The sequence below is a fragment of the Frigoribacterium sp. CFBP 8766 genome (genome assembly GCF_014841435.1).
Taxonomy (GTDB): Bacteria; Actinomycetota; Actinomycetes; order Actinomycetales; family Microbacteriaceae; genus Frigoribacterium.
This window is the reverse complement of sequence record NZ_JACYTX010000002.1, coordinates 809,764-828,187: the sequence shown is the minus strand read 5'-3', so window position 1 is coordinate 828,187 and position 18,424 is coordinate 809,764. Positions and strand designations below refer to the sequence as shown.

The following is an 18,424-nucleotide window of genomic DNA, read 5'->3' as shown; positions in this document are numbered from 1 at the left end:
ACGGACTCATGGGCAGGCACTCAGCGAACGCGACCACGGGCCACTCTCTCTCGGAGCAGCGGCTGGTCGTCAGTCGACCCCGCACGATCGAGAGGCGACGCGTCCCCGCCTCGCTCGTCGCGCCTCCTGCGTCACCGCCGGCCCCTGCGCCTCGTGCCTCGGTCGGACGCCGCTACGCGTTGCCGCTGGTCGGCTTCGCCGCGACCTTCGCCTTCCTGTCCGCGTCTCTCGTGAACCCGCTGTCAGGTGCCGAGGCGGCGACGACGAGCGTAGGAGGCGCCGCCGCGTTGGTGGCACCGGGCCAGTCGTTCGTCGTGGGTGCCGGCGTCGTCCTGGCTGCTGACCGCGACCAGTACGGCGTCACCCTCCCGCCGCCTCCGCCGCCGCCCCCCGCGCCGGTCGTCGAGGAGGCCTCCACGGACGAGCCCGTTGCCTCCGCCTCGTGGTTGGGCAGCGCGAAGAAGTCGTCGTCGTCGGGTGCCGCGCCCGTGGCGGGCGTTCCTGACCCGGGCACAGCCAAGGCCATCGCCGCCGAGATGGTGGCCGCTCGCGGCTGGGGCACCGGCGAGTACGACTGCCTGGTCTCGTTGTGGCAGAAGGAATCGGGCTGGAACATCAACGCCCACAACAAGTCCAGCGGGGCGCACGGCATCCCGCAGGCCCTGCCGGGCAGCAAGATGGCCTCGGCCGGTGCTGACTGGCAGACGAACCCTGCCACGCAGATCACCTGGGGCCTCGGCTACATCCAGGGTCGCTACGCGACGCCGTGCGGTGCGTGGGGCCACTCGCAGTCCGTCGGCTGGTACTGAGCCCAGGCCGCTGGCCGTCCGGCTACGCTGGACGTCATGCCCCGCAGCAACCGCCCGCGTCGTCCGCGCGACCGAGCGGAGCGGAACCGTGCAGAAGAAGTCCGCGACGAGCGTGATCTCGCGCGCTCCCTCTTCGGCGGTCCACGGACCGAGACGCGACGCGGGCGTGAGTTCGTCGTGCAGTCGGTGTCCGCCTCCTCGGCGGTCAAGGAGTACACCTGCCCTGGCTGTGCCCTGACGGTCTCCCCGGGCACGCCCCACCTCGTCGTCTGGCGTGCCGACGGGCTGTTCGGCGAGCAGGACGACCTCGCCTCGCGCCGACACTGGCACACCCACTGCTGGAGGATCTCATGACCCTGCCCTCTGCCTCGGCCTCTCCCGTGGACGTCCGCGGCGGCGTCGAGCTCCCGGCCCGCCGCTCCGACGTCGAGCTCCGCACAGCGGACGGGCTCACCCTGGTGGGCGAGCTCGCGCTGCCGCTCGACCGCGACCCGGTCGCCGCCCTCGTCACGCTGCACCCCCTGCCCACCGCCGGCGGATTCATGGACTCGCACGTGATCAGGAAGGCCGCGGCCCGGCTGCCGGCGCTGGCCGACGTCGCCGTCCTCCGCTTCAACTTCCGCGGCGTCTCGTCGCCCCGGGGGCGTTCCGAGGGGGCGTTCGGAGAGGGCGAGGCCGAGGCTGCCGACCTGAGGGCGGCCGTCGCCCTCGTCCAGGGCGCCGGCCTGCCCACGCCGTGGCTGCTCGGCTGGTCGTTCGGCACCGAGGTCGCGCTCAAGCACGGCCGCGGGGTCGACGTCGCGGGGCTCCTCCTGCTCTCCCCGCCCCTGCACCGCACGACGGACGCCGAGCTCGCCGCCTGGAACGACTCCGAGGTGCCGATCGTCGCCGTCGTCCCCGAGCACGACGACTACCTGCAGCCCGAGGAGGCGCGGGCACGGTTCGCCGCCGTGCCCCGCGCCGAGGTCGTCGCGGTCGAGGGCGGCAAGCACCTCTGGGTGGGCGAGAAGCAGACGTCGAGGGTGCTCGACGAGATCGTGCGGCGCGTGGCGCCCGGTGCGCTCCCGCTGCCGACCACGTGGCCTCCCTCGGAGGGCGAGCAGGGCGCCTCCTAGGGGAGCCCCGCCGACGGCTCGTCCGCGGCGGGTCCTGCCCTCAGCGCGCGTCCTGCCGGGGCACCACGACCTGCCGGATGATCAGGAGTATCGAGGCGGCGACCGGGATGGCGATCAGCGCCCCGAGCACGCCCAGCAGGGTGCCGCCGGTGAGCGCGGCGATGACGACGACGACCCCCGGGACCTTGACCGCACGGCGCATGATGCGAGGGCTGAGGACGTAGGCCTCGACCTGCATGTAGACGAGGTACCAGATGGCGGCGGTGACCCAGGTCGCGGGGGAGTCCGGCAGCAGCACGATCTGCGCGAGCACGATGATGGCCGACCCGCTGATGGTGCCGACGAGCGGGATGATCGAGCCGAGGAACGCGATGAAGGCGAAGACCGCCGGCTGCTGCGCCCCGATGGAGCTGAGGAACACGAAGCTGAGGACGCCGTTGATGGCGGCGAGCGTGAACTGGCCGATCACGTACCGGCCCACCGACTGGCTGATCTGCTCGGCGATGTCGGCGAACCGCACGCGCTTGGAGGCGGGGACGAGCTGGTAGATGCCGGCCTTGAAGGTGTTGATCGACGAGGTGAAGTAGAGCACGAGGATGACCACGACGACCGTGGCGAAGACCCCGTTGCCGATGGCCACGCCCACGGCCAGCACGCCGCCGCCGATGGTGACGACGTTGTCGGGGTTCGTGAGGAAGTCGAGGACCGAGTCGAGCGCCTGCTGGACGTCGAAGAAGTTCTGGGGCACCAGCGCCTGGAGGTTGTCGACGAACTCCTGCGTGGTGACGCTCTGCAGGTACGTGACGAGGCTCGTGATCAGCGTCGTCGCCTGGCTGACGATGACGGGCACGATCGCGAAGACCACGCCGACGAAGGCGCCGATCGCGACCGTGAAGACGACGACGATCGCGAGCCAGCGCGGCACCGAGCGGTTCTCGAGCCAGGACACGACCGGGTCGAGGCCCAGGGCGATGAAGATCGCGGCGCCCACGTAGGTGAGGATCGTCGACAGCTCGCTGAGGGCGCCCCCGATGACGAGGGCGGCGATGACGCCGAGGCCCGCCAGCAGCCCGAGGCGGAACGGATCGTGGATCTTCACGCGGGCAGCTCCTGTCGACGACCGGTGCGCCGTTCAGCCCGACGCCACCGACTGCCTACTCTGACGCACCCTGTGCCTGCGGGGCCAACACGGCGCGCAGGTTCTCGAGGTACCCCGCGACGGCGTCGCGTTCCTCCCGGATCTCGGCGAGCCGGCGCTCGGCGTCGTCCGTGAGCTCGGCGGACCGGCGCTCGGCGTCGTCGACCAGGCTCGCGGCGCGCTGCTCCGCGTTCGTGAGGACGTCGTGCGCCGTGGCGTCCGCCTCGGACCGGACCGTGCGGGCGTGCTCGTGCGACGTGCGCTCCAGCTCGTCCGCCTCGCGTCGGGTCTCGACGGCGCGCTGACGCGCCTCCTCGAGCTGCCCCGCAGCGTCGTCGAGGTAGCCCTGCGTCTCGGCCACCGCGGCGTGGTGCCGCTGCACCAGCTCACGCTCGGCCTCGTCGCGTCGGGTGCGCAGCTCCACCTCCGCGTCGCTGCGGCGCTCCTCGAGCTCCCGGGCGAGCTCGGCGACGGCGGTCTCGCGGTCGGCGACGAGCCTCGCCTGCTGGGTCGCGACCTCGGCCGCGAGGCGCACGCGCTGCGCCTCCTCGTCGTCGACCAGCTGCGCCTGGCTCTCGGCCACCTCGGCGTCGAGGTCGGCCCTCGCGTTGACCGTCTCGGCCTCGACGACGGCCCGCGCCTCGCCCGCCTCGCGCTCGAGCCGGTCCCGCTGCTGCTGCACCTCGCGCTCGAGGCGCTCGTGGGTGGCGGCGACCTCGGCGGAGAGGGCGTCTCGAGCCGTCGTCAGCTCGTGCTCGAGGTCGGCCCTGGCGGACTCGACCTCCCTCCTCGCCGCGAGGCGCGCCTCCTCGACCTCGCGCTCCAGGGCGGCGCGCGTCTGCGCGACGTCCGCGTCGAGCTCTGCCCTGGTGACCGCGACGTGCTCCGCGAGCTCCGCACGGCCGGTGTCGACGTCGTCGTCGAGCTCGGCACGGGCGGCCTCGACCTCCCGGGCGAGGTCGTCCCGTCGGGTGGCCACCTCGAGCTCGAGGTCGGCGCGGGTGGTCTCGTCGAGGCGCGCCAGCTCGGCGCGGACCGTCTCGGACTCGCGGGCGAGGTCGGCGCGCACGCGCTCGTCCTCGGCGACGAACTCGGCTCGTGCCAGCTCGGTGTCCCGTGCCAGCGCCGCGGCGCCGTCCCGGGCGTCGGCGACCTCGCGCTCGACCTGGGCCCGCAGCTCGGCGACCTCGCGCTCGGCCGTCGCGTGCAGGGCGGCGACCTCGTGCCGTGCCGTGCTGACGTTCTCGGCCGACTCGGTGGCCGCGGCGCCCCGCATGGCGGAGGAGTCGCGCTGGGCCTCCTGCAGCAGCGAACGCGCCTCGCCGCGCGCCCTGGCCACCATGCGGTCGGCCTCGCCGGTGCTCTCGGCGACCTGGGCGGCGGCCCGGCCCCGGGCGTCCTCGAGGAGGGCGTCGGCGCGCTCCCGGGCGTCGGAGAGCACCCGGCGTGCCTCGCTCGTCGACGAGGTGCGGAGCTCCTCGGAGTCGATGTCGGCCTTGCTGACGAGGGCGGTCGCCTGCTCCTCCGCGAGCCGGAGGGTCTGCTCGAGCTTGCTGCCCAGCCCGGCGTAGGTGGGCGTGCCGGCCTCCTCGAGCTCCGTCTGCAGGTCGTCGAGGCGCGTCTGCAGCTGCTTGACGGACCCTGCCATCTCGGCACGGTCGGCGTTGGCCTTGATCAGCTCGCGACGGAGGTCCCCGAGGGCCGCGTCGACGTCGTCCTTGCGGTAGCCGCGCAGCTCGGTCCCGAATTCCGTGTCGTCAGCAGCCACTGTGTCTCCCTCGCGTCCGTGGCGGACACTGCTCACGTGCCCGGCGCGACGATTTTAGCGGCCGGAGGAGGGCGTGACGGTCCCCGAGGAAGGCCGGGGTGCGGCACTCAGGCTGGTCGGATACGCTGAGCCGTCTTAAATACCCGCCGCCGTGCCCGGCCTCCCGGCCAGGCCCGCGCGAGCTCCGACGGCGTCTGCCGCGGCGCTCCCACCCGACCGGGATGGCGGCACGGAGGGAGAAAACAACGTGCGTTTCATCATCGCTGTCGTCGTCGTCGTGCTCGCGGCGCTGATGGTGGCCCTCGGGTTCGCCCAGCGCACGGTGTTCGCGCCTCCGTCGAGCGTCTCGTCCTCGGTGTCGACCAGCTCCTCCGAGGCGACCGTCACCGTCGTCCCCGCCAGCGCCCTGCACGGGCACGACGGCCGCCAGACCGTCTCGATCGACGGAGCCGACACGGTGTTCGCGGCCACCGGCCGCACCTCCGACGTGCTCGGCTGGGTCGGCGACGCCGACTACAACCTCGTCGAGTGGGACGCGGACGCGGGCGAGCTGACGACCCGCACCGTCGCCGGCGACGAGACGACGGTGCCCGACCCGGCCGACTCCGACCTCTGGTACGACCAGTACAGCGGCAGCCCCCTGACCTTCTCCCTCGACGCGCCCGACGACGTGTCCCTCGTCGTCGTCTCCGACGGGACCGAGCCCGCCCCGGCCGACGTCGCGGTCACCTGGCCCCTCTCGACGGCGACCCCGACCGCCGGCCCCCTGATCGTCGGCGGACTGGTCACGCTCCTGATCGGCGTGCTGCTGTACATCTGGGCGATCGTGCACCACCGCCGGACCCGCGGCCCCCGCCGCACCTCCAGCGACGGCTCGCGCCCGAAGCTCTCCCGGCCGTCCCGCCGCCGCGCGCTCAAGGCGGGGACCCCCGAGTCGATCGACGCCTCGGCGTCGTCCGGCACGCGTCGAGGCCGGACGCGTCGGTCGGTCGCCGTCGTGCCCGTCCTCCTCGTCGGGTCCCTGGCCCTCGCCGGCTGCTCCGCGGACTACTGGCCGGCCCCCGCCGAGGGCGCGAGCTCGTCCGCGACGGCGACCCCGACAGCCACCCCGACCGACGGCGCCGACGCCGAGGACGACGCCCCGAGCGTGCAGCCCCCGGTCGTGACGGTCGCCCAGGCCGAGCGGATCGTCGAGCGCATCGCGGCGGTGGCGGCGCAGGCGGACGGTGCGCTCGACGCCGCGCTGGCCGAGACGCGGTTCACCGGTCCCGCCCTCCAGCAGCGCCAGGCCGACTACGTCATCCGGGCGAAGGACGCCGCGGCCGCCGGCCCCCTGGCCATCCCCGCCGGCGACGTCACCCTCACGCTGCCCCAGCAGTCCGACACGTGGCCGCGCACCCTCTTCACGGTCGTCCAGGACGCCGACGCGACGAAGGCGCCCGTCGCCCTGACTCTGCTCCAGGAGACGGCTCGCGACCCGTACAAGGTCGAGTACGCCCAGTCGCTGGAGGCGCAGGCCACCCTGCCGACCGTCGCGCCCGCCACCATCGGGGCCGCGAGGCTCGCACCGGACGTCAAGCTCCTCACCCTGCGGCCGGACCAGCTCGCCGAGGCCTACGGCGACATCCTCCGCAACGGGGACGAGAGCCAGTGGGCACCGCAGTTCCAGGGCGAGGGCGACACGCTGCGGGACAAGATCGGCAAGGCCTACAAGGACGCGAAGCGGACGGCCCTGCCGACCACCGCCTCCATCGAGTTCTCGTCGTCCCCCGTCGAGGACGACGCGGTGGCCTTCGCGACGAACGACGCCGGGGCGCTCGTCTCGGTGGCGCTGAACGAGGTCGAGACGGTCAAGCCGACCGCCGAGGGCGCGAGCGTCGAGCCGCAGGGCGTCGTCAAGTCCCTGCTCGGCCTCGACACGTCCAAGAAGGGCATCGAGGCGACCTACGGTGTCCAGTTGTTGTTCCAGGTGCCTCCCGTGGGCAGCGACGACAAGATCGTCCTGCTCGGCTTCAGCCAGGCACTCATCCAAGCGAAGGAGCTGCCGTGACCGGCCTTCCCCCCGTCCCCGCCGGCCTCCGAGGGGCAGTCGACCTGTCGTCCCTCGTCAACCGGCCCGCACCGTCCGCCGCCGGCGCTCCTGCGCAGCCGACGGCACCCGGCCAGCCCGCCGGCGCCCCGGGCGCCGCCGTCGCGGTCCCCGCGCTCGTCGTCGACGCGACCGACGCGACCTTCTCCCAGGTGCTCGAGCTGAGCAACACGGTCCCCGTGATCGTCGACCTCTGGGCCGAGTGGTGCGGGCCGTGCAAGCAGCTCTCGCCCGTCCTCGACAAGCTCGTGGCCGAGTACGCCGGCCGCCTGCTGCTCGTCAAGGTCGACGTCGACGCGAACCCCCAGCTGACCGAGGCGTTCCAGGCGCAGTCGATCCCCGCGGTGGCGGCCGTCATCGGCGGTCGGCCCGTACAGCTGTTCGTGGGCGCGTTGCCCGAGGCCCAGGTGCGCGACGTGTTCGAGCAGGTGCTCGAGCTGGCCGCCCAGAACGGCGTCACCGGGACGGCCGTGGTCGACGGCGCCGCGGCCTCCGCGGACGGCGAGACGCCCGAACCCGAGCCCGAGCCCCTGCCGCCGCACCACCAGGACGCCTACGACGCCATCGACCGGGGCGACTACGACGCGGCGATCACCGCCTACCGCACGGCCATCGCGCAGGACCCGCGCGACCAGCTGGCCGTCGCGGGCCTCGCCCAGGTGTCGCTGATCGCCCGCCTGCAGGGCGTGACGATCGCCGACGTCCGCGGCGCGGCCGCTGCGGCTCCGACCGACGTCGACGCCCAGCTGGCGGTCGCCGACCTCGACGTCAGCGGTGGCCACGTCGACGACGCCTTCGACCGCGTGCTGACGGTCTTCCCGTCGCTCGACGCGGCCGGCAAGGACGCAGCCCGCACCCGCCTCCTCGACTACTTCGAGATCGTCGGCCTGGACGACCCCCGCGTCGCCGCCGCCCGGCGTCGGTTGACGATGCTGCTGTACTGATCCGCAGCGTGCACGAAGGGCCCCGACGACCAGGTCGTCGGGGCCCTTCGTGCATGTCGCCCCGGGGGAGGAGCGGCGTGACTGCTCAGCGGCGGAGCTTCAGCCAGACGACGCCGAGCGGCGGCAGCTGGACGTCCGCGGAGGCGGGACGCCCGGCCCACGGGCTGTCGACGGCCGTGACGGCGCCGAAGTTCCCGACGCCCGAGCCGCCGTAGATCGTCGCGTCGGTGTTCAGCACCTCGTCCCACGTGCCGGCCTCCGGCAGACCGAAGCGCATGCGCTGCGGCTGGCCGGAGAAGTTCGCCAGCACGGCGAGCGAGTCGCCCGAGCCCGACTTCCGGAGGAACGCGACCACGCTCTGCTCGCCCGCGCCGCCGTCGATCCACTCGAAGCCCTCGGTGTCGAAGTCGTGGGCCCAGAGCGCGCTCTCGGACGTGTAGACCTGGTTCAGGCGGCTGACGAGGTCGAAGACCTGCTGGTGCTGCGGCCGGTCGAGCACCGACCAGTCGAGGCCGAGCTCCTGGCTCCACTCCGTCGGCTGGCCGAACTCGGACCCCATGAAGAGCAGCTGCTTGCCGGGGTGCCCCCACATGTAGGCGAGGTACGCGCGGAGGTTCGCGCGCTTCTGCCAGTCGTCGCCGGGCATCTTCTCGAACAGCGAGCCCTTGCCGTAGACGACCTCGTCGTGGCTGATCGGCAGCATGAAGTTCTCGCTCCACGCGTAGTGGAACGAGAAGGTGATCTCGCCGTGGTGGTACGAGCGGTACAGCGGGTCCTTCTCGACGTAGTCGAGGGTGTCGTGCATCCAGCCCATGTTCCACTTGAGGCCGAAGCCGAGGCCGCCCTCGCTGGTGGGTCGCGAGACGCCCGGCCAGCTGGTCGACTCCTCGGCGATCATCACGATGCCGGGGTGGCGACGATAGGCCGTGGCGTTGGTCTCCTGCAGGAACGAGATCGCCTCGGTGGCCTCGCGGCCCCCGTGCTCGTTCGGCAGCCACTCGCCGTCGTTGCGGCTGTAGTCGAGGTAGAGCATCGAGGCGACGGCGTCGACCCGGAGGCCGTCGACGTGGAACTCCTCGAACCAGTACAGCGCGTTCGCGACCAGGAAGTTCCGCACCTGCGAGTCGCCGAAGTTGAAGACGTAGGTTCCCCAGTCGGGCTGCTCGCCACGGCGCGGGTCGGAGTGCTCGTAGACGCTGCGGCCGTCGAAGCGGCCGAGGGCCCACTCGTCCTTCGGGAAGTGGCCGGGAACCCAGTCGACGATCACGCCGATGCCGGCCTGGTGCAGCCGGTCGATCAGGTAGCGCAGGTCGTCGGGGGAGCCCCAGGTGCTCTGCGGCGCGTAGTAGCCGGTGACCTGGTAGCCCCACGAGCCGCCGAACGGATGCTGGGCGAGCGGCATGAACTCGACGTGCGTGAAGCCGAGCGCGGTGACGTAGTCGACCAGCGGGTCGGCCAGCTCGCGGAACCCGAGGCCGGGCCTCCACGAGCCGACGTGCAGCTCGTAGACGCTCATCGGGCCGGCGTGCTGGTCGCTCGCCGCTCGGCGCTCGAGCCAGGCGTCGTCGCCCCAGTCGTGACCGGCCTCGGTGATGACGGAGGCGGTGGCCGGGGGCACCTCGGCGCGTCGTGCCATCGGGTCGGCCCGCTCGACCCACTCGCCGTCGGGCGTGAGGATCTGGTACTTGTACGAGCCCTGGTCGACGCCGGGCACGAAGAGTTCCCACACGCCGTTGTCGTCGAGACGACGCATCGCGTGCCGGTCGCCCCACCAGCCGTTGAGGTCGCCGACGACGCGCACCGCCTGTGCGTGCGGGGCCCAGACGGCGAAGGAGGTGCCGTGGACGCCCTCGTGCTCGCGCACGTGGCTGCCGAGCACGGTCCAGAGCTGCTCGTGACGGCCCTCGCCGAAGAGGTAGAGGTCGAGGTCGCCGACGGTGGGGGAGAACCGGTACGGGTCGTCGGCGACCCAGGGGGCGCCTCCTTCGTACTCGGCCGTCACCTGGTAGCCGCCGAGCGGCGCCGGGGCGACGCCCTGCCACAGCCCGTGCGCGTGGTGCTCGAGGACCACGACCTCGCCGGAGGCGCCCGTCACGCTGACGGAGTCGGCCAGCGGACGGACGACGCGCACGACCGTGACCCCGTCGACGGTGTGCTCGCCGAGGACCGCGTGCGGGTGGGCGTGGCGGCCCTCGGCCGCGGCCAGCACCTCGGCGTCGTCGAGGGCGGGGAGCTGCGGGGTCGACGCCGTGGGCTCGCGGCGCACGTCGGGAGGAGTCGGGTCCTCGTGCATGGCCGGACGCGCACCGGCCGGCTCGGCCGGGGTCGCCGGTCCGAGGTCGAGGACGGGGCGTTCCTCGGTCGGGACCGGGGCGGGGACGGGGGAGGCCAGGAGCGGCTCGTCGGCCTCCGCCGGGTCCGACGGCTCGTCGGGGTCGTCCGCGGTGGACGGCTCGTCGAGCTCGTCGCTCATGGACAGCTCGTCGGGCTCTGCCGGCTCCTCGGCGGGGAGCGGGGACTCCGCCGTGACGGGGGGGTCGTTCTCGTCGGGCACCGAGGTGACCGGCTCGGCGGCGACGGGCTCAGGTGCGACGGGCTCGGCGGCCGCGGGCTCAGGCGTGACCGGCTGGGCAGCCACGGCCTCGGGTGCGACGGGCTCAGCCGCTGCAGGCTCGGGCTTGACGGGCTCGGGACGGTCGTCGTCTCGGGAGGAGCCGTGGCGGGAGAAGATGCTCATGGTGGGTCGCCTTCCTACGGCGCTCGGGTGAGGTCGACGGACAGCACGTGCACGGGCTCGACGAAGGCGTCGAGGCGCACGTAGTTGTCGTCGCCCCAGGTCCACGACTGGCCGGTGATGAGGTCGCGCACCGTGTACGTGCCGCCGGGGGCGAGCCCGAACTTCGTCACGTCGAGGTGCACGGTGGTCTCGCGGGCCGAGTGGGGGTCGACGTTGGCGACGACGATGATGGCGTCGGCCCGGCCGCTGCGCGTGTGGGCTCGCGACAGGTACTTCGAGTAGACGAGGACGGCGTCGTCGTCGCTCGAGTGCAGGTCGAGGTTGCGGAGCTGGCGGAGGGCCGGGTGCGAGCTGCGGATGCGGTTGAGCTGGGTCAGGTAGGGGGCGAGGGTCGCGCCCTCCGCCTCCGCACCGGCCCAGTCGCGCGGCTTGTACTCGTACTTCTCGTTGTCGATGTTCTCTTCCGAGCCCGGGCGGGCGACGTCCTCGAAGAGCTCGTAGCCCGAGTACACACCCCAGGTCGGCGACGCCGTCGCGGCGATCGCGGCCCGCACCTTGTACGCCGGGCGACCGCCGTACTGCAGGTAGGGAGTGAGGATGTCGTGGGTGTTGACGAACAGGTTCGGGCGCAGCCAGGCGCTCGTCTCCTTCGACAGCTCGTCGAGGTACTCCTCGAGCTCCCACTTCTCGTTGCGCCAGGTGAAGTACGTGTACGACTGGTGGAAGCCGACGCGGGCGAGCGCCTGCATCATGGCCGGCTTGGTGAACGCCTCGGAGAGGAACACCACCTCGGGGTTCGTCTGCCGCACCTCGTGCAGCAGCCACTCCCAGAAGCGGACCGGCTTCGTGTGCGGGTTGTCGACGCGGAAGATCGTGACGCCGAGCTCGATCCAGTGCCGCACGATGCGGAGCACCTCGCGGCTGACGCCCTCGTAGTCGTTGTCGAAGTTCAGGGGGTAGATGTCCTGGTACTTCTTCGGCGGGTTCTCGGCGTAGGCGATCGTGCCGTCGGGCAGCGTCGTGAACCACTCGGGGTGCTCGGTGACCCACGGGTGGTCGGGCGAGCACTGCAGGGCCAGGTCGAGCGCCAGCTCGAGGCCCGTGTTCTTGGCGGTGTCGACGAACCAGCGGAAGTCGGCGAGCGTGCCGAGGTCGGGGTGCACCGCGTCGTGGCCGCCGTCGGGCGAACCGATGGCGTAGGGCGAGCCCGGGTCGTTCGGCCCGGCCGTGAGCGTGTTGTTCGGCCCCTTGCGGAACGTCGTGCCGATGGGGTGCACGGGCGGGATGTAGAGCACGTCGAAGCCCATCCGCGAGATCGCGGGGAGCCGGCGGGCGGCGGTGCGGAACGTCCCGCTCTTCCAGGTGCCGTCGGGCAGCTTCTTGGCACCCTCGCTGCGGGGGAAGAACTCGTACCAGCTGCCGACCGCGGCGCGGCTGCGCTCGACGCGCAGCTCCTCCGGGGCGCTGCGCGTGACCAAGCTGGCCATCGGCTTCGCGGCGAAGACGGCGGCGAGGCGCGCGTCGGTCGCGACGCGGAGGCGCGAGCCGGGCGAGAGCGCCTCGTTGGCGAGGGCCTTCGCCGCGTCCCGCACGAGGGTCGTGTCGGGGTAGCCGGGGGCGGCGGCGGCGAGGAGGCGGCTGCCGAGCGCGAAGGTGACCTCGACGTCCAGCTCGGCCGGGACCTTGATCTCGGCGGTGTGCAGCCAGGTCGCCCAGTCGTCGGTGTACGCCTCGACCTGCCAGGTCCAGTCGCCCTCCGTCTCGAGCTGCACCTCCGTCGTCCAGCGGTCGGTGCCGGGCAGGCCCGCGACGAGCGGGTGCCGGGACTCGGACCCGGAGGGGTCGGTCAGGACCAGGTCGGCTCCGACGACGTCGTGCCCCTCGCGGAAGACGGTCGCGCCGAAGGGCACGACCTCTCCGGCGAAGGCCTTCGTCGGGAAGTCCCGGTCGGGGGTGGTCGGGGAGAGCGCCGTGACGGGGATCCGCCCGACTCTGGGTTCGTATGCTGTCGCCACGGGGGCGACGCTACCCGGTCTCGAGGCCCGGCGTACCGCCTCCCCCGGGGACGGCGGGCGACGGCCGGGTGGAGTGCGACGCCCAGCCTGCGACGAACCCGCTGGCCCCTCAACTGGGTGGATGCGATCGCATCGAATTGTCTTGTCCGCCATCCGGGGGACCAGTACAGTCGGATCTGTCGACGCGGCCTGCCCGCCCGGGGTGCGATCCGCCCCGAGAGCCCGGCGCCCTCGACACGCTCGTCAGCACGACGGGCACCGTCCTGCCGTCACCCCGGTCGATCGCCGTGGTGCCGTCACAGGACGCTGCTGCAGCGCGCCCGGACCCGGCCCGAACCGGTCCGGTCGCCGGCAGCGGCCCCCGCTCGCCCTGCTCGCCGCCCCTCCGGACTCAGCCTGTCGAGAGGCGGACGACGAGGACCACGACCACGACGATCGCGACGTTGAGGGCGATCGTCAGCCGGAACGAGGACTGGAACGACCGCTTGCGGGTCTTGTGCCGCAGCCGTCGCTGCGCCAGGACCGCGCCCGGCCAGCCTCCGGCGAGGCCGAGCGTCAGCAGCGTGCGCTCGGGCACCCGACGGGCCCCGCGCCGGGCGGCCCGCTTGTCGAGCGCGTAGGCGAGCACGGTCACGCCGTTCAGCGCGAGCAGCGCCGCGGCGACGGCCACGACGGCCCACAGGGTCGTCGGATCGGTCGCGCCGGCCACGCCGGACACGGGCATCAGGTCAGTCACGGGCGATCGGCAGCAGCCGCGCCCCGGTGGCGCGCACCAGGTCGTCGGGAGCGATCTCGAGGTCGAGCCCGCGCCTCCCGGCGCTGACGAAGACGGTGGCGAAGGAGGCGGCGCTGGCGTCGACCACGGTCGCCAGCGCCGAGCGCTGGCCCACCGGGCTGATGCCGCCGACGACGTAGCCCGTGCGTCGCTCGGCCACGGCGGGGTCGGCGAGCCGGGCTTTCTTCGCGCCGAGGGCGGCGGCGAGGGCCTTGAGGTCGAGGCGGCGGGCGACGGGCACCACCGCGACGACGAGCTCGTCGTCGGCCGAGGCCACGAGCGTCTTGAAGACGCGGTCCTCGGACAGGCCCAGCTCGGCCGCCGCCTCCTCGCCGAAGTTCGTCGCGGTGTCGTGGTGCTCGTAGGCGTGCGCGGTGAAGGCGATGCCCGCCGCGGTCAGCGCGACGGTCGCCGGGGTGCCGGCGCCCTTGCCTGCGCCCGCGGCCGACGGGGTGCGCCCGCCGCTCACGGCACGGCCCGGAAGACCACGACCGTGGGGGCCGACACCAGCACCTCGTCGCCCGGCTCGAGCGGGTGCAGCTCGGCGGAGTCGTCGCTCGACCAGAGCGGCTCCCAGCCGGCGACGCCCTCGGCACGGGCGAGCGTGACGGCCGCCGCGGACTCGGCCCCGTGCACCAGCACGAGGACCGTGTTCGGCGCCTCGTGCTCGGGCGTCGAGCGGGCAACGTACTGCAGGGTCCGGACGCGCGGGTCCTCCCACTCGTCCTGGCGCATCTCCGCGCCGGACGCGTCGGCCCAGGTGATGTCGTTCGCGCTGAGGGTGCAGGCGCCCTCGACGCCGAACCGCGTCGGGCGGAGCGCGGGGTTCTCCCGGCGGATCCGCGCGAGCGTCGCGACGTCGTCGTGGATGCCCTGCTGCCACGGCTGCGTCGCCCAGTCGACCCAGGTCAGCTCGCTGTCGGTGCAGTAGCCGTTGTTGTTGCCGCGCTGGGTGCGACCGCGCTCGTCGCCGGCGGTGAGCATCGGGACCCCCGACGACACGAAGAGGGTGCCGAGCAGGTTCCGCATCGAGCGGCGACGCGCGTCGCTGATCCAGGGGTTGTCGCTGTGTCCCTCGACGCCGTGGTTGAACGACCGGTTGTCGTCGGTGCCGTCGCGGTTCTGCTCGCCGTTGCTGAGGTTGTGCTTGGCGTCGTGCGAGACGAGGTCGAGCAGGGTGAAGCCGTCGTGGGCCGTGACGAAGTTGAGCCCGGCGAGCGGCCCGCGGTCGTGGCTGAAGACGTTGCTCGACCCGCTCAGCTTCGAGGCGAAGCTGCCGACGCCGGTGGGCGGCGTGCCCTGGGCGCGGGCGGTCGCCACGTCGGTCAGCCAGAAGTCGCGGGCCCGGTTGCGGAACCGGTCGTTCCACTCGATCCACCCGTCGGGGAACGCGCCGGTCTGCCAGCCGCCGGCTCCGACGTCCCACGGCTCGGCGACCATCTTGACGCCCGCCAGGGCCGGGTCCGAGACGATGTCGTGCAGCAGCGGGTGAGCCGGGTCGAAGACGTGGCCCGCGTCGCGGCCGAGCGTCGCGGCGAGGTCGAAGCGGAAGCCGTCGATCTGCATCTCGGTCGCCCAGTAGCGCAGCGAGTCCATCACGAGACGGTGCGCGGCGGGATGGCTCGTGTCGAGCGAGTTGCCGCAGCCGGTCACGTCGACGGGGCGGCCCTCGGCGTCGTGCCGGTAGTAGGCGCCCGCGTCGAGGCCGCGGAGGCTCGTCACGGGCCCGCCGTCCTCGCCCTCCTCGGCGGTGTGGTTGTAGACGACGTCGAGCCAGACCTCGATGCCCGCCTCGTGCAGCAGGCGCACCATCCCCTTGAACTCGCGGACGACGGCGGAGGCGCCGGCCAGCTGGGCGTCCCGGCTCGCGTACGCGGCGTGCGGGGCGAAGCAGGACAGCGTGTTGTAGCCCCAGTAGTTCTCGATGCCCTGCGCGACGAGGCGCTGTTCGTCGACGTGCTGGTGCACCGGCAGCAGCTGGACCGCGGTGACCCCGAGCCCCTTCAGGTAGGCGATGGTCGTGTCGGCGGCCAGCCCCGCGTAGGTGCCGCGCAGCTCGTCGGGCACGAAGGGGGCGAGCCTCGTCAGGCCACGGACGTGCGCCTCGTAGACGACGACCCGGTCGAGCGGGGTGCGCGGCTTCTCGACGCCGCCCCAGTCGAACGACTCGTCGATCACGGTCGCGCGGTGCTCGCCACGGCCCGTCCGGCCGAGGCCGCGCGCGTACGGGTCGAGCAGGGCGGGGCGTTCGCCGGTGGGGTGCTCGCCGCCGTCGGCACGGGCCGTGTCGCCCGCCGTCCCGTCGGCGTGGTCGGACCCGTCGACGCGGAGCCAGTAGCGCCGACCCGGTGTCAACGCCGCGTCGGTCGCAGTCCACACGTCGTGCTCGTCGCGCGTCAGCGGGACGACCCGGTCGTGGGGCGCGTCGTCGATGACGACCTCGAGGCGCTCGGCCGACGACGAGAAGACGCGGAGCGTCGGCCCGTCCGGCCCCTGGCGCACTCCGAGGTCGGCGAGGGGGTCGATGTCGGGCACGGGACCTACAGTAGATGAGGGCCGAGACGGGCCCGCGAACCGACCGGCCGACAGGAGGCGCCCCCATGGTCGTCTACCTCGACCACGCCGCGACGACGCCGATGCACCCCGCGGCCATCGCCGCCTACGCCGCGGCCCTCGGCACCGTCGGCAACCCCTCCTCCATCCACTCCGCCGGCCAGGGCGCCAAGCGCGTGCTGGAGGAGGCGCGTGAGCGCGTCGCCGCTTCCCTCGGCTGCGAGCCGATCGAGGTCGTCTTCACCTCCGGCGGGACCGAGTCCGTCAACCTCGGGGTGAAGGGCCTCTGGTGGGCGCGGCAGGCCGACCGGCCTCGCCCGCGCCTCCTCGTCCCCGCCGGCGAGCACCACGCCACCGTCGACGCGGTCGAGTGGCTCGAACGGCACGACGGCGCCGTCGTGACCTGGCTGCCGCTCGACGAGCACGGCCGGCTGCGGGTCGACGCGCTCGCCGCGGCCCTCGTCGAGCACGACGACGTCGCCCTGGTCAGCCTGCTCTGGGCCAACAACGAGGTCGGAACCCTGCAGCCCGTCGACGAGGTCGTGGCGCTCGCCGCCGCCCACGGGGTGCCGGTGCACTGCGACGCGGTGGCCGCGTACGGGCAGGTGCCGATCGACTTCCGCTCGAGCGGCCTCGCCGCGCTCAGCGTCAGCGCCCACAAGATCGGCGGGCCCATCGGCATCGGCGCCCTCGTGCTCTCGCGCACCGCGACGGTCGAGCCGCTGATCCACGGCGGCGGCCAGCAGCGACAGGTGCGTTCGGGCACGCAGGACGGCCCGGCCGCGGTCGCCTTCGCCGTCGCCGCCGAGCAGCCGCACCACGCGTACGAGCCGCTGCGCGACCGGCTGGTCGCGGGGGTGCAGGCCGCCGTCCCGTCGGCGGTGCTGCGGGGCGACCCGGTCGACCGCCTCCCGGGCAACGCGCACTTCACCTTCCCCGGCTGCGAGGGCGACTCGCTGCTGTTCCTCCTCGACGCCGCGGGCGTCGCCGTCTCGACCGGGTCCGCCTGCCAGGCGGGCATCCCGGAGGCGTCGCACGTCCTGCTCGCGATGGGCCTCTCCGATGAGGAGGCGCGGGGCGCGCTCCGCATGACGGTCGGGCACACGAGCACCGAGGCCGACGTCGACGCGCTGCTCGCCGCCCTGCCGGACGCGGTCGCCCGCGCGACCCGCGCCGGCTACGCCGCGCACGCGCCCGCCTCCTTCGCGCGCTAGCGCGCCCGCACCCGCTCGCGCGCCCGCCCCCGCCCCGCCCGAGCCCATCACGCCCGTGTCAGATGCGCGACTTGCCCCGATGTGCTTCCTCTTGAGTCTGAGCGCAGCAGAACGGGCCAACTCGATCCGTGCAGTGTGAAGAGGGGCCTCTCCTCCACCGGCGACGGATGAGCGATGTCGTCCCCAGGTCGACGCTGCCCCCGAGCGGCAGCCCAGTGCGGTCCCGAGTCTCGGTCCGTGCGTCCACGACCCCTTCCCCCATCCCTCGCCCTAGGTCCGTTCTCCGCCCAGGACGCCCGTGACGCAGGTGTACCGCCCCATCGGCTCCGCGCCGCCGACCTGAACAGTCCGCACCACGGTGTCCGGACGACGGTCGCACCAGAGTCGATCGAGCAGCGGGCGGCTGCTCTCGGCGTCCTGCTCTGCGGCGACGAGTACTTCAGCCACGTGACGGCACTCGCGCTGTGGCATCTTCCTCTGCCCACCCGTCACGAGGGCGGCGCCCTGCACGTGACCGGATCGACCACGCACCAGCGGAGGCGTCCGGGCGTGCGAGGCCATCGGCTCGCGCGGGTGCCGCGGCTGCACTCCCTCGGGGGACTCCGCGTCGTCGACCCGGTGGAGGCGTGGGTGCAGTCGGCCCCGCTCCTGTCGGTCGACGAGCTCGTGCAGGTCGGCGACGCGTTGGCGGGAAGGTGGTCGACGCTCGGCCCGGCCCGCGGGCGTGACCTCGCCGAGCTGGTCGACGCTGTGGAGAGGGCGCACCGGCGACCTGGTGTCGTGCGACTCCGGGCGGCCTCGGAATGGCTGCGGGCCGGCGTCATGTCACCCCGCGAGACGCTCCTGAGATTGATGATCGAGCGTGCAGGGTTGCCACGGCTCGATGTCAACATGAAGCGCTGGACCGCGTCGGGGGCGTATCTCGGACGACCCGACCTCAGCGACGGACGCCGCAAGGTCGCAGTGGAGTTCGAGGGCGACGGACACAGGACGGACAGACGCCAGTGGCGTCGAGGCATCGAGCGCGCAGCGCGGTTCGTGGACGACGGGTGGGCCTACCACCGGGTCACTGACGACCACCTCCGCGGGCCACTCGCCGCCTCGTTCCTCGGTCGCCTCGCTCGCGACCTCGATGCGCGCCCCTGACGGTGGCCCCCACGGGTTGCCTCGTCTACTTGCCTTGATCTGTCACGTCGGAGGGGCCGGGGCAGCGCTTCGGGGCAACTCGACGCCTCCAGGGCACGGGGCACGGGGCACGGGGCGCGGG

Annotated in this window: 14 protein-coding genes; 7 read left to right on the top strand and 7 right to left on the bottom strand. The window is 73.3% G+C overall.

Translation table 11 applies throughout. The features are described 5' to 3' along the window. The first annotated feature begins 8 nt into the window (after window positions 1–8). The 3 genes from IFT90_RS16920 to IFT90_RS09605 are packed head-to-tail and all read left to right on the top strand — an operon-like array spanning window position 9 to window position 1,924. Window positions 9–809: a lytic transglycosylase domain-containing protein gene (locus tag IFT90_RS16920; RefSeq protein WP_244644842.1), complete on the top strand. Its 801-nt coding sequence runs from the start codon at window positions 9–11 to the stop codon at window positions 807–809. A 36-nt stretch (window positions 810–845) separates the two neighbouring features. Further along, entirely contained in the window at window positions 846–1,163 is a 318-nt protein-coding gene (locus IFT90_RS09610; RefSeq protein WP_192041977.1) for a hypothetical protein, read from the top strand. Then, window positions 1,160–1,924 carry an alpha/beta hydrolase gene (locus IFT90_RS09605; protein ID WP_192041976.1) on the top strand — a complete coding sequence of 255 codons (765 nt, stop codon included), beginning with the start codon at window positions 1,160–1,162 and terminating at the stop codon, window positions 1,922–1,924. The genes IFT90_RS09610 and IFT90_RS09605 overlap by 4 nt, the downstream gene beginning before the upstream one ends. 40 nt (window positions 1,925–1,964) lie before the next feature. Here the strand turns inward: IFT90_RS09605 and IFT90_RS09600 are convergent, their stop codons facing one another. After that, window positions 1,965–3,023, bottom strand: coding sequence for an AI-2E family transporter (locus IFT90_RS09600; protein ID WP_192041975.1), 1,059 nt, complete (start codon window positions 3,021–3,023; stop codon window positions 1,965–1,967). 55 nt (window positions 3,024–3,078) lie between these two features. Then, window positions 3,079–4,830 (bottom strand): hypothetical protein, encoded by a 1,752-nt coding sequence (locus IFT90_RS09595; protein ID WP_192041974.1) that lies wholly within the window; start codon window positions 4,828–4,830, stop codon window positions 3,079–3,081. Between the two features lie 247 nt (window positions 4,831–5,077). Here IFT90_RS09595 and IFT90_RS09590 point away from each other — a divergent pair, with 247 nt between their 5' ends. Together IFT90_RS09590 and IFT90_RS09585 are read left to right on the top strand one after the other, a co-directional pair. Beyond that, window positions 5,078–6,880, top strand: a complete 1,803-nt coding sequence (locus IFT90_RS09590) for a hypothetical protein (RefSeq protein ID WP_192041973.1) — start codon at window positions 5,078–5,080, stop codon at window positions 6,878–6,880. After that, window positions 6,877–7,863, top strand: coding sequence for a tetratricopeptide repeat protein (locus IFT90_RS09585; RefSeq protein WP_192041972.1), 987 nt, complete (start codon window positions 6,877–6,879; stop codon window positions 7,861–7,863). The genes IFT90_RS09590 and IFT90_RS09585 overlap by 4 nt, the downstream gene beginning before the upstream one ends. A gap of 85 nt (window positions 7,864–7,948) precedes the next feature. On the opposite strand, the gene glgB is transcribed toward IFT90_RS09585, so the two are convergent. The 5 genes from glgB to glgX form a co-directional block, all read right to left on the bottom strand. Further along, window positions 7,949–10,156 (bottom strand): 1,4-alpha-glucan branching protein GlgB, encoded by a 2,208-nt coding sequence (glgB, locus tag IFT90_RS09580; RefSeq protein ID WP_192042348.1) that lies wholly within the window; start codon window positions 10,154–10,156, stop codon window positions 7,949–7,951. Window positions 10,157–10,614: 458 nt separating this feature from the next. Then, window positions 10,615–12,615 carry an alpha-1,4-glucan--maltose-1-phosphate maltosyltransferase gene (locus tag IFT90_RS09575; protein ID WP_371812209.1) on the bottom strand — a complete coding sequence of 667 codons (2,001 nt, stop codon included), beginning with the start codon at window positions 12,613–12,615 and terminating at the stop codon, window positions 10,615–10,617. 391 nt (window positions 12,616–13,006) lie between these two features. Then, window positions 13,007–13,351, bottom strand: coding sequence for a DUF1294 domain-containing protein (locus IFT90_RS09570; RefSeq protein ID WP_199861751.1), 345 nt, complete (start codon window positions 13,349–13,351; stop codon window positions 13,007–13,009). After that, window positions 13,344–13,859 (bottom strand): Cys-tRNA(Pro) deacylase, encoded by a 516-nt coding sequence (gene ybaK, locus IFT90_RS16655; protein ID WP_371812208.1) that lies wholly within the window; start codon window positions 13,857–13,859, stop codon window positions 13,344–13,346. Before ybaK ends, IFT90_RS09570 begins: the two co-directional genes overlap by 8 nt. Continuing rightward, window positions 13,856–15,925 carry a glycogen debranching protein GlgX gene (gene glgX / locus IFT90_RS09565; protein ID WP_371812207.1) on the bottom strand — a complete coding sequence of 690 codons (2,070 nt, stop codon included), beginning with the start codon at window positions 15,923–15,925 and terminating at the stop codon, window positions 13,856–13,858. The genes ybaK and glgX overlap by 4 nt, the downstream gene beginning before the upstream one ends. 65 nt (window positions 15,926–15,990) lie before the next feature. Here glgX and IFT90_RS09560 point away from each other — a divergent pair, with 65 nt between their 5' ends. Together IFT90_RS09560 and IFT90_RS09555 are read left to right on the top strand one after the other, a co-directional pair. Next, on the top strand, window positions 15,991–17,157 hold the full coding sequence (locus IFT90_RS09560) for a cysteine desulfurase family protein (RefSeq protein ID WP_192041970.1): 1,167 nt from the start codon (window positions 15,991–15,993) through the stop codon (window positions 17,155–17,157). A gap of 549 nt (window positions 17,158–17,706) precedes the next feature. Next, window positions 17,707–18,303, top strand: a complete 597-nt coding sequence (locus IFT90_RS09555; RefSeq protein ID WP_192041969.1) for a hypothetical protein — start codon at window positions 17,707–17,709, stop codon at window positions 18,301–18,303. Window positions 18,304–18,424 lie beyond the last annotated feature (121 nt).